Origin of the sequence: Limibacter armeniacum, assembly GCF_036880985.1 — a bacterium.
GTDB lineage: Bacteria > Bacteroidota > Bacteroidia > Cytophagales > Flammeovirgaceae > Limibacter > Limibacter armeniacum.
Genome location: NZ_JBAJNO010000008.1, coordinates 1,325,640 through 1,338,620 on the forward strand (window position 1 = coordinate 1,325,640; position 12,981 = coordinate 1,338,620).

Annotated in this window: 2 protein-coding genes; both read left to right on the forward strand. The window is 40.0% G+C overall.

Annotated features, from left to right (window positions below; all coding sequences use genetic code 11):
• Positions 1–60: 60 nt before the first annotated feature.
• Positions 61–9,654, forward strand: a complete 9,594-nt coding sequence (locus tag V6R21_RS11435) for an Ig-like domain-containing protein (RefSeq protein ID WP_334243742.1) — start codon at positions 61–63, stop codon at positions 9,652–9,654.
• 264 nt (positions 9,655–9,918) lie between these two features.
• Positions 9,919–12,957 (forward strand): amidohydrolase family protein, encoded by a 3,039-nt coding sequence (locus V6R21_RS11440; RefSeq protein ID WP_334243743.1) that lies wholly within the window; start codon positions 9,919–9,921, stop codon positions 12,955–12,957.
• Positions 12,958–12,981 lie beyond the last annotated feature (24 nt).

The window sequence follows — 12,981 nt, forward strand, 5'->3', positions numbered from 1 at the left end:
TAATTATTCAATTTTTTTAGACAAGCCTAAAGTTTAAACTAAAATCAAAAACCATTTTTTATGTACCGGAATTTTATCTCCAAGCTTATTGGGTTAACCCTGATAGGATTGCTTATGTGTGCACATTCGTGGGCACAATGGCCTACAAGTGTTTCCTTTGCTGATGTAAATGAACATACCATTAGGGTAAAACTAAAAGCTGAATCATTAGCTAAATTTGATAGTAAAATAGCAAGAAAGTCAGCTACAGGTGTTGTAGAGTTTGGTAGGTCTGATGTTGATAACCTGAATAAGCAATTCAGTGTGAAAAACTGGACAAGAGTATTTCCTTACTCTGCAAAATTTGAAGATCGCCACCAAAAACATGGTCTACACTTATGGTATGAATTAAAGTTTGAAGGAGATGTTTCTTCAATTGAAGTGGCAAAAGCTTACAAACAGATTTCAGATTTTAGTATCGTAAAACCTGTTTTAAAGAAAAGCCTTCCTAAAGAGCAATTTCAAAAAGTAGAAAAGACAACAGCATCAACTTCTTCTGTTTTTAATGACCCTATGTTGCCCTATCAGTGGCATTACAATAATACAGGTCAGTCTGGTGGTACAGCAGGTGCCGATATTAACTTATTTGAAGCTTGGTCTCAGTCATACGGTTCATCAAATGTAATTGTAGCGATTACTGACGGAGGGGTAGATGTGAATCACGAGGACCTGAAAGATAACCTATGGGTTAATGAGGCAGAACTAAATGGAGTAGATGGAGTAGATGATGATGGTAACGGTTATGTTGATGATATACATGGGGTCAATTTTGCTCTCAATACTGGTAATATTGAACCGGATAATCACGGTTCACATGTGGCAGGAACTATTGCAGCTGTCAACAACAATGGTATTGGTGTTTCAGGAGTTGCTGGTGGTAGTGGTCAGGGCGATGGTGTACGCGTCATGTCTTGTGAGACATTTACCAATTACGGTAATACAGGTTTTGCCCAATCCTACATTTATGCAGCGGATAACGGCGCTGTTATCTCACAAAACAGTTGGGGCTATACCTCTCCTGGTTATTATGAGCAGGAGGTTTTGGATGCTATTGACTATTTTATTGAAGAGGCTGGTAATTATGCAGGAAGCCCAATGAAAGGTGGTATTGTGATCTTTGCAGCTGGAAACGATGGTAGAGATGACAGTTACTATCCAGGTTATTACGAACCCGTATTTTCAGTAGCGTCTACTAACCATAATGATGTAAAGTCGTGGTACAGTAATTATGGAACATGGGTTGAGGCTTCTGCTCCAGGTGGAGAAACCAACTCAGTAAGTAATCAAGGAGTACTCAGTACACTTGCGTATAATTCTTATGGTTATTACCAAGGTACTTCAATGGCATGTCCACATATGTCAGGTATTGCAGCTTTGGTGATTTCTAAAGCAAATGGAAATATTACCAATCAGGAGCTATGGGATATTCTGGTAGAATCGACTGATAATATTGAAGCCTTAAACCCAACTTATCAAGGAAAGCTTGGTAGTGGTAGGATTGATGCCAAATTGGCATTGGATAAGGTGTCTAGTGTAGGAAATCTAACATTTCAGCCTGGTTCCTTGACCTTTAATCTTAAACAAGGAGAGACGACAAGTCAAGTATTGAAATTGGTTAATACTTCATCTGATGAGATTGATTTTTCGTTGACATCAGCTAATGCATGGGTAACACTAGATGTGACAGATGGGACAGTAGCGGCTGGTAGCGTAACCAATATTGAAGTAATGATTAATGCTACAGGTTTAACGTCAGGAGTCTATGAAAGTCATATTTCGATAGAAGCAAACGGTGGCAGTATTATACCTGTAAGGCTGGATCTATTAGGAGATCCTAATCTGATTCAACCTTCAAATATTGATTATGGAACTGTCTATGTAGGAATGGATAAAACCATGTATGTAGAAGTGATTAATAGTCAATATGGGATTTTAGAAATCTCAGATATAACTGTAGATAATGCGGACTTTACCATCACCAATACGAGTCTGACTTTACCTCCTTATGGGAATGATTTTATTGAAGTGAAGTTCTCACCTTCAGTAGGAGGGAGCCGTACAGGTATGATGACTATAGTATCTAATGACCCGGATACTTCGCAAATGACAGTGAACCTAACAGGTATTGGTAATGCGAATACACCTCCTACAGCTTCCCTTTCAGTTACAGAAATTCAGGTTAATCAGCTTGAGGCTGGAGCGGATACTGTTACGATGACATTAACGAATACGGGAGGTGAGTTATTGAACTATAGTTTTGGGTATTATGATCCTAATATATCTGTTAATCAGTTGTCAAGGGTAGGGCGGTTTACAAATTACGAACCACAAAAGGGTGAAGAGTCTGTCCAAAAAGGTTTTCCTGTGCAGTATGGCTATGGTAATGATGGTCAACTAAATGGATACAGATGGGTAGATAGCAACGAAAATGTTGGATTTAATTATGAATGGAATGATATATCAACTACGGGTTCTGCTAGAAGTATGTCAGATGATAGTTATTTCCAGCTTAACTTGAATAATTTTTCATTCCCATATTATGGACAGAATTATTCCAGTGTATATATCTGTAGCAATGGCTTTTTAAATTTTCAGTCAGGTTATTCCAATACTGGAGGAAGTGCTTTGCCTAATATGGGTACTCCGAATACAGTAATTGCACCATATTGGGTAGATCTACTTTACACGACTGTTTACTATCAAGAATTTGCTGACCGATTGGTAATACAGTACAACTCTAAATATTTTTCAGATACTTCTCTGGATGCCATTTTTCAGGTAGTACTTTATGCTGACGGTAATATTAAGTTTTTCTATAATAAAATAGATCGTCCAACATCTGGAACAGTAGGGATAGAGAATGAAGATGGTTCGAAGGGGATGACGGTTGTTTACAACAACACTTACCTGCAGAATGGTTTGGGAGTACTGATTACTCAAGATGATTTGATTACGTCAGTGACGCCAGGTGCTGGAACCTTGTCGGTAGGGGAAAGTACAACGGTAGCATTAGCCTACAATACAATCAACACATTTGAATTAGGAGGATATAGTGAACGAATTATTCAGCTATATTCTAATGATCCTGTAAATGAAACTCGGAATATTCCATTTTTGGTAAAGTATGGAGGTGTATTTTTAAATGCATCACCAGAAGAAATAAAGACACAAGCATTTTTAGGATATTCGTTTGAGGATTCTGTTTTACTGGAAAATACTGGTTATGCAGATATCAGTATTACAAATATTGCAACGGATATTACAGGGTTGATATTTGACCAGACAAGCTTTACACTTGGAGACAAAGAGCGTAAGGCTATAATCATGTCTTTGGATCCTCAGACACTAGGTACATTGACTGGAAATATTACTTTCAATACAAGTGATACAACACAGGCAACTGTTACGATTCCAGTAACCATTGAGGTTGTTAATGCACCATCAGGAGAGGTGTCCGTTGATTCTCTTTCAATGACACTTTATCAAGGACAGGTAGACTCACTAACTTTTGAGTTGACTAACCTTTCTTCTACAGCTAATCTAGTATACGAAGTTTCAGTGCATGAACTTGGGACTCTGGAAAATATTAAGACACTGGTTTCTAGATACGAAATACAGAGGGTGAAGAAAGAAAGTGATCACAAGTCTTTCGTTGTTGAACAGTATCATGTGGATAAACCACAAACTGTTTTTGTTAATCCAGCTTCAACTTCAGGAATGCACGTAGCAGTTTTGGCTGCGGACTTTGATGGAAACAGGCAATATTTTACGGAGAGATTACAAGAGTTTAGTGACTTTGAATCTGTGTCACATTTTGATTTGTCAACTTGGACGCCAGATCTTGAAGCGCTAATGCTTTTTGATGCAGTACTTGTTTATAGTGCTGATAATTTTAACGATAGAGAGGCATTGGGTGACGTATTGGCTGACTACTATGATTTAGGGGGAGGTGTTGTGACGGGCTTGTATGAGATGATAACAAGTAGTGATTATCCAGAGGTGACAATCGGTGGTAGATGGGAGAATGAAAATTACTATTTGTATGAGAGAGGTAATTACCAAAGAGTCGGAGCTAGTTTGGATATGAGCTTTGATGCTACTCACCCAGTAATGCAGGGAGTAGGACCTTTTACTTTATATACATCTCCTGGTACTGGAGCAACGAATGGTGCTGAGGTGTTGGCTTCTTTTGATAATGGTTTACCAGCAGTGTTGGTTAAAGACAGATTAGTATCTTTAGGTATATATCCATTGGATATTAGTTGGTTTAGTGAAGGAATACAGTTGGTGATAAATGCGCTTCACTATAGTGGGAAAGATAAAAAATGGTTATCAGTACTTCCTAAATCTGGTACAGTTTCTCCTACTGTATCAAATGAATTGAACGCAATTTTCAATGGATCAGCATTAGCACCAGGGATCTATGAGTTAGAGGCAAAAATAGCGACCAATATACCGGATGTTCAGTCATTTAGTCTACCAGTAAAAATGACTGTGGATGCAGCACCTGTTATGCTAGTATCTACACCATATTTTGAGAACTTTGGATCACAATACGTTGATAGTATATATGTAAAGGCTATATCAATTAAGAACTTAGGTGGTGCATATTTAGATGTGAATCTCTCAACTACTTTGGAGGATTTCTATTTGGAACAAACTGCGATAAGTGTAGCTCCTTATACTGAAAGATATGTCAATGTATATTTCCAACCAAGAAGTGAAGGGCGGAAGGATGCTTTATTGGAAATCACTAGTAATGCTTACAATCTTTCATCCTTATCATTGAATATGTTTGGCAGTGGGGTTGCCAACAGTTCTTATTCTGTAGATAAATCTTCTATTGATTTAGAAATGACTATAGGAGATGCAGAAACTGAGCAATTGGTTCTCAAAAACAATGGACAAAGTGAAGTAGACTATGTTCTGAATGTTGTAGGAAAAAATGCGGTTGTAAATACAGCTGAAGGAAATGAACCTATTATTGTGAAAAATAATGAGGGGCAAATTATCCTGATGAAGAGGGAGGTATCTAATAAATCTCCTATGTATGTCGATTATGGTTTTGACTTACTAGTGTTGACTACAGCTCCGTATGAGTATCAGACCTACATCTGGGAAGATCTTTGGCAAGCAGGTGATTTCAAAACGATGAGTATTGAAAGAATAAATAATTACATTCCTCCACTTAGTACCATACAGAAATATGATGCAGTATTATTATTTGGATATGGAAGTAACAGTATTTATTCAAAAACAGAGTTAGGAAATTATCTTTACCAATATGTGCAAGAAGGAGGAAATGTAGTAACAGCCAGTGATTATAATAGTGGATATACCTATAGTGTATTGGGAGGTGCTTGGGAAACAAATGGTTACAATCTATATGAGCCTGCATCTTTCAATAGTCCAGGAATTCAAGGGTTAGGAGAAGTGGTTGTAACAGATCACCCTATTATGGAGGAAGTAGATACATTGTTAAGTACCTATAATACCAGAAGACAAAATATTTCAACCTTAATAACAGGTACTTCAGTAGTGGCAAGATGGGCAGATAACCTACCTCTTGTACTGGAGAAAGAAATAGATGGACATCGCTTGATACACCTTAATTTTATGCCAGGCACTGGTGTATGGGACGAAAGTACAACTGATGGCACTAGAATGTTGGCTAATGCTATTAAGTACGTTAACGTTGCGAATGGTGGTACAGATGTAGATTGGTTGTCTGCAAGTTCATATGAAGGAACGCTAGCTGTGGGAGACTCGGCTTTGATAGACCTTACATTCAGTGCCGACACGTTGGCAGAAGGCTTGTACAATGCAGATATCAAATACTATACTTATGATCAAGATGTATATAGATACAAAGGTTCGATACCTGTTTCGTTAAACTTACTGGGTACACCGAATTTAGAAACAGTATCCCAAGTTGACTTCGGTAATCTGTTGAAGACGCATGAGACTAGCCAGAAACTGACTTTGAAAAATACAGGTAATGGTAAGCTGATATTGGACTCTCTTCAAATATCTAATGACTCCTTAGTGACTGTAAAAGGTTTTGCAGATGGAATGTTGTTGGAAGTCGGCGCTGAAAAGGTGATTACAGTAAATTACAATGCCGTTGAGACAGGAATGGTTTCGGAGTATCTCAAGATTTTCAGTAATGACCCTGATAGTGTATGGGAAGTGGCATTAACAGCCATCGTATTACCTGTAGGTGAGCTGGCGCCAATTGATACAACAGATGTGAGTGTGGCTTACGGTGAGACAACGACTTTTACTCTTCCAATTGTTAACCAAGGAGAAGCAAGTACAGAAGTTTATTTCAGTAGGTATTATGCTGAGGAAAAGCTGTCGGCATTACAGACTAAAAATAACGTTTCACCAATTCAATTTGGTAATGTTCCTGTAAAAGGTGAAAAAGATGAAAGAGTAGGGCATGTTGTTCAGAACGGTATGGGTAGTGACAATTTTGGTTACACCTTTATAGACAGTGACGAGGAAGGTGGGCCTGCTTTTGTCTGGACGGATATTACCACGGATGGTACACGATTGACATTGGGAGATGATCAGGCGGCAATGGTTTCACTACCATGGGAATTTGAATTGTATGGGTTTAGATATGACAAAGTTTATGTTTCTTCTAATGGTTATCTGACGTTCAACGAAAATCAGGGTATTTCTCCTATTAACCAGCAGCTTCCTTCAACTACAGCACCAAACAATGTGATAGCAGGTTTTTGGAAAGACTTGAACCCATCAACAGGATCGGTGCACTATAAGCAGTTGGAAGATAGGATAATTGTTCAATATACAGATGTAGCGGACTTTGAAGGAACTGGTTTATTCACGTTCCAAATTGTACTTGTCAAGAATGGAAATATTGAATTCAAATATCTCCAGATGAGTGGGAATACAACCGATGCGACTGTAGGTATAGAAAATGAAAATGGAACAGAAGGACTGCAAACAGCATTCAATACCATCTACATTCACAATGAAATGGCAGTGATGGTATTTGCACCTCACAGCTTGGTAAGTCCTGAAGTATCACATTTTACATTGGCTGCTGGGGATTCTGCTGAAGTGATGTTTACAGTAGATGCTACATCATCAGTAGTCGCTGGGCAGTATATGGAAAGCTTAGGACTTTCAACCAATAACTTAACTCAGGATGTAACTGTGCCAGTAAGGGTGACTGTGACAGGAGGAGAACCTAACTTAAAGATGTATGAAGAAAGGTTGACATTTGATGAAACCTTTGTGGGCAATACTTCTATTATTCCTGTTGCTATTTACAATACAGGTACTGGTTACATGGATATGCCTCAGGTACAGGCTATGTCAGACGACTACTTTGTGGTTTTCTCAGATGATGTATCGAGTTTACAGGGTATGAAGAAAGAGGCACTGCTTGAGTTGGATAGTATTGTTACGGTAGCACCTAAAAATTGGAAAAGAGGTGCGGTGGTATTTGCGCCATTATCTGAAGGTACTCTATCTGATACTTTAACCTTTGAGAATGCTATAGGACAAACACATCAAATAGCAGTATCAGGGGTAGGAGTAATGCCAACCATAGTCTTGAGAACAGATACTAACCTGCTGACAGATACATTGGCTGTTAATACAACTGCTACGAAATCATTCGTGGTGACCAATGAAGGAGATAGTCCATTGAACTATTCACTAAGTGTCAGAAAATCGGAATTTATAGAGTTGCATCTGCCTCCAGCAGAAAGAGACGCTACACCTAATTCGAATATCTCTCATCAAGTAGGAAGAGTGCCAGCAGGTATGTTGGGACAAAATATAACTTCGGAGCCAAGTAAATATTTTGAAACATCAGAAGAAGTGGCTTATGGCTTTGTGTATGACTATAATGCTGATAGAGAATACTTAGGAGAGTTTGCATTAGCCAATCCAAATGATGTAAGAGAAATTACTGGATCAAAAGGTATTGGAAGTGGTTTCCATAATGCTGGAGCATATATTCTGGATTTTACTTCTCCATACTTTATTGAAATAACAAATAATGGTGAAGTGATTAAAACGGTTGTGTCAACAGGTGAAGTCATCTTCTTAGGCAATGTAAGCGTCGCTGCAACAGGTATGACTTATGATATCACAACAGGCATATGTTATATAGTTTCCCAAACAGGTCTTTATACCTTTAATCCAAATACTTTGGAGACACAGTATATAGGCTTAGTTAATAATAACTATATCATGATAGATGTGGCAATTGCAGGAGATGGAAAACTTTATGCTTTTGAAATTGTAAATGATATTTTCCTTGAGATTGATAAGGAAACCGCAGAGGCGACAGAAATAGGATATATCGGATTCAATTCAAATTATGGACAAGGTATGGGTTACGACCCTGTATCAGATAAACTATTTATGGCAGTTTATGATATTGGAAGTGGTACTCATCAGTTGAGAGTGGTAGATACGCAAACAGGAAATACAGCATTCGTAGATTACATTGGAGAGAATGGTCAAGGAAAGCAGTTCGGTTGGATCGATTTTGTAATTGATGGACTAACATACCTTTCATTTGATCCGAAATCAGGTTCAATTGCACCAGGTGCTTCTGAAAATATCACAGTCAGTTTTGATGCAACAGATCTATTGAATGGAGACTATAAAGCTGACATTGTGATTAGTAGTAATGATCAGGTAAATCCTATTCAAACTGTTAAGACTGTTCTGCAAGTATATGGCAATGAAGCTGAACTTATGTTGAGCGATAGTCTACTTGATTTTGGCCACGTTCATATTGAGCAAGGAAGTGAAAAGACTTTCTTTATCGAAAATACCGGAAAGGCATCCGTAATGATAGACTCAATTCAAGTAAGCAATCATGAAAATGTATTCACAGTTTCTGTAATGGATAGTCTGGTGAGTATAGGAGATACGCTGTCAGTGAAGGTTGGTTTTAATCCTGAATACTCAATCTCTTATGAGGAAACCTTGACCATCTACTCAGCTTATGGTACACAGGAAGTCAGTTTGTTTGGTACAGGTTATGGCGTGAATACAGCACCAGAGATTGTAGGAGATGTAGCGAATTTGTCAATCGACTTAGCTCAGGGAAGTGTGGTATTCGGTTACGAAGGTGTCTTCAAAGACCCTGATCTGGATGAGTTGACGTATGAAGTAGTTGTGGCAGATACAGAGATTGTAAACCTTAGAGAGGTTACTTCAACGTCGATTTATGTAGATCCACTGTTAGTGGGTAGTACAACGTTGACAATCACAGTTAGTGATGGTGACAAAACATCTACTGTAGACGTATTTGTAGAGGTTTATGACAGTACACCATTGGGTATTGATAATGAAATTTCAAAGTCACTCAATGTTGTTGCATACCCGAACCCTACAGCTGGACTGTCCACTGTAGAGTTTACGTTGATCCAGAAGATGAATATTACGCTGGAAGTGATTAATACAGGTGGTATAAAGGTTCAGACTTACCAATTGGGTGATATTAACGCAGGAACACATCAATATGATGTAGACCTTTCAAATCTACCGAGCGGTATCTACTTGTATAAAATAATGAATAATGGTACTTCACTGAAGACGGTTAAGGTGATGGTACAGTAAGCGTTTGAAAATAATAGGGAGATATTCCCACTCAAATGAGCAAGAAGAGGCATAGGATTGATTTCCTATGTCTCTTTTTTTTAGGGTAACTGGGATCAATTAATTGCTTTGTGGTCTTTGTTAATATTTGGTTTATATTTACATATATGATTTTTATTTTAATTTTTTAGACTTATTAAAGTTGATTCATCTGTATTATTATAAATAATCAAAAGGTGTTGAGCTTTTTGATGTAATCATTCAATTATTTAAAACATCTATTCCATGATCAAACGACTATCGTTGCTGGGTGCGCTTTTGGCTTTGCTGATACAGTGTGCCTTTGCACAGGTGACTAAGCCTGTCAATGGCGTGGTGGACAACAGGGCTGAAGCCTATGCTTTCACCAATGCAACCATCTTTGTGGACTACCAAACAAAGCTGGAGAGTAGTACACTCGTTATCCGTAATGGCAAAGTGGAGGCTGTAGGGCAGAGTGTACTGATTCCTGCAGATGCTACGGTTATTGACCTGAAAGGCAAATTCATTTATCCATCTTTTATTGATATGCACACCCATTATGGACTTGCTGAGCCTAAAAAAGGTGGAGGAAGTTTCTTTGGAGGAGAGCAAATTCAATCAAAGAAAGAAGGGGCATACAACGCCAATGAGTCTGTAAAGGCAGAGTTTGCGGCATCTGAACTGTTCAAGCAAGATAGCAAGGAAGCGGAAGCTTTGCGTAAGCAGGGTTTTGGTACTGTATTGTCTTTTCAGGCAGATGGTGTGGTAAGAGGTACTTCCTCATTGGTAACACTGGCTGACGACAATGAAAACCTGATCATGCTGAACAAGAAAGCAGCAGCCCACTATGCCTTTGATAAGGGAACTTCCCGTCAGATGTACCCTGTATCTGTCATGGGTTATGCGGCTTTGCTTCGCCAGACCTATATGGATGCTGCCTGGTACAAGGAAAGTGGATACAAGGAATTCAAGGACCTTTCGCTGGAAGCATTCAACGCACAGCAGGGGATTCCTCAGATTTTTGATGCCAATGACCTGATGAATACCCTGAGAGCTGACAAGATTGGGGACGAGTTTGGGGTGCAGTATATCATCAAGGGTGATGGTAGCGAGTACCAGCGCATGGCAGATATCAAGGCGACCAATGCTCCGCTTGTTGTGCCGGTTGATTTTCCTGAAGCATATGATGTAGACGATCCGTATGAGGCAATGATGGTAACAGTAGGCAAGATGAAGCATTGGGAGATGGCGCCAACTAACCTTAGCATGTTGGAGAATAACGGCATTACCTTCGCTATCACAGCAGATGGCTTGAAGAAGAAGGATGACTTCCTGAAAAATATCCGCAAGGCTATCCAATATGGTTTGAGTGAGCAAAGTGCACTGAAGGCAATGACCTTGACGCCTGCTCAATTGCTGAAAGCAGATGGCGAAATTGGTAGTCTTGCAAAAGGTAAGGTGGCCAACTTCCTGATTGCTTCGGGTAATATCTTCGAAAAGGATACAGACCTGTATGACAACTGGGTACAAGGTAAACGCTATAAACTGAAGGAGTGGATTGATACGGATTTCAGTGGTGTATACGCATTGGAAGTAGCGGATGCGAAATATATGTTGGAAGTAAGCGGAAAACCGGAGAAACCGTCTTTCAAGATTGTGATCAACGACAGTACGGAGATCAAGGTGGATGGTTCTTTTGAAGAAGCATTGGTGTCTTTGCGTTTTCAGCAGGATACGGCAAAAGCTTCCAAAGGAATGGATATCCGTTTGTCGGGCTGGGTAAAAGATCAGGTAATGAAAGGAGAAGGACAGTTGCCTGATGGCAGCTGGGTGCGCTGGTCTGCCAAGTATGAGAAATCATTGGAAGAGAAAGAGAAGAAAGAAAAGGACAAGAAAGAAGAGAAGGCACCTGAACTGGGTAAGGTGATGTTTCCGTTTGTGGCTTTCGGAAATGAGGCTGTACCCACACAGCAGACGATCATCTTTACCAATGCAACAGTATGGACCAACGAGTCTGAGGGGATTATGGAAAATACGGATGTGATGGTGAAAGACGGAAAGATTGCAAAAATCGGTCAGGGACTGAAAGAGCGTGATGCCGTGTATGTGGATGCAACAGGCAAGCACCTGACAAGTGGTATCATCGATGAGCACTCACACATTGCGCTTTCAGCTGTTAATGATGTGGACAAGATGTCTTCCATGGTGAGAATGGCGGATGCGGTTGATCCAACCAATATCAATATCTACCGTCAGTTGGCAGGTGGCGTGACAGCCGCACAGCTATTGCACGGTTCTGCAAACCCTGTGGGCGGTCAGTCAGCATTGGTGAAACTGAGATGGGGTAAGTCGGCAGAGGAAATGCTGATCTCAGGAGCGGACAAGTACATCAAATTTGCCTTGGGTGAAAACGTGAAGCGTTCTGCTTGGAGTAGCTCTCACCGTTATCCGCAAACAAGAATGGGTGTGGAGCAGGTGTATATGGATGGCTTCACAAGAGCTAAGGCTTATGACGAAGAGTGGAAGGCTTACAATGCACTTCCTGCAAAGGTAAAGGCAAAAACAGCAGCCCCTCGTCGTGATTTGCAGCTGGAGGCATTGGCAGAAATCCTGAATGGTGAACGCTTTATCTCATGCCACTCTTATGTACAGTCAGAGATCAATATGCTGATGAAAGTGGCAGAGAAATTCGGTTTCCGTGTCAATACTTTTACCCACATTCTGGAAGGTTACAAGGTGGCAGACAAGATGCATGAGCACGGTGTAGGCGCTTCCACTTTTGCAGACTGGTGGGCTTACAAGTTTGAGGTGTATGAGGCAATCCCTTACAACGCGGCACTGATGACGCAGCAGGGCGTAACAACAGCCATCAACTCGGATGATGCTGAAATGGCAAGACGCCTGAATCAAGAGGCCGCTAAAGTAGTAAAGTACGGTGGCTTGTCAGAAGAGGAAGTATGGAAAATGGTTACCCTGAATCCTGCCAAGCTGTTGCATCTGGATGACAGAATGGGTAGCGTAAAAGTAGGAAAGGATGCCGATTTGGTACTTTGGACAGACAATCCGCTGTCAATCTATGCCAAGGCTGAAAAGACATTGGTGGATGGCGTAGTGTATTACGATATGGAACAGGATCTGGCAAAACGTGAGGCAATCAGACAGGAGAAGGCTAGAATCACCATGAAAATGAAGGCAGAGAAGAAAGCTGGAGCGCCAACCCGTAAGCCAACTCCTACTCAACTGCATGATTGGCACTGTACAGATATCATGTTCAATGAAGCATCTGCACAGCATGGTCATTAGTATGGGGATGAATTCAAAGTCTTA

What these genes read in the sequence shown, in the direction of transcription:
- V6R21_RS11435 (WP_334243742.1), top strand. Translation starts at nt 61, where the DNA reads ATGTACCGGAATTTTATCTCCAAGCTTATTGGGTTAACCCTGATAGGA.
- V6R21_RS11440 (WP_334243743.1), top strand. Translation starts at nt 9,919, where the DNA reads ATGATCAAACGACTATCGTTGCTGGGTGCGCTTTTGGCTTTGCTGATA.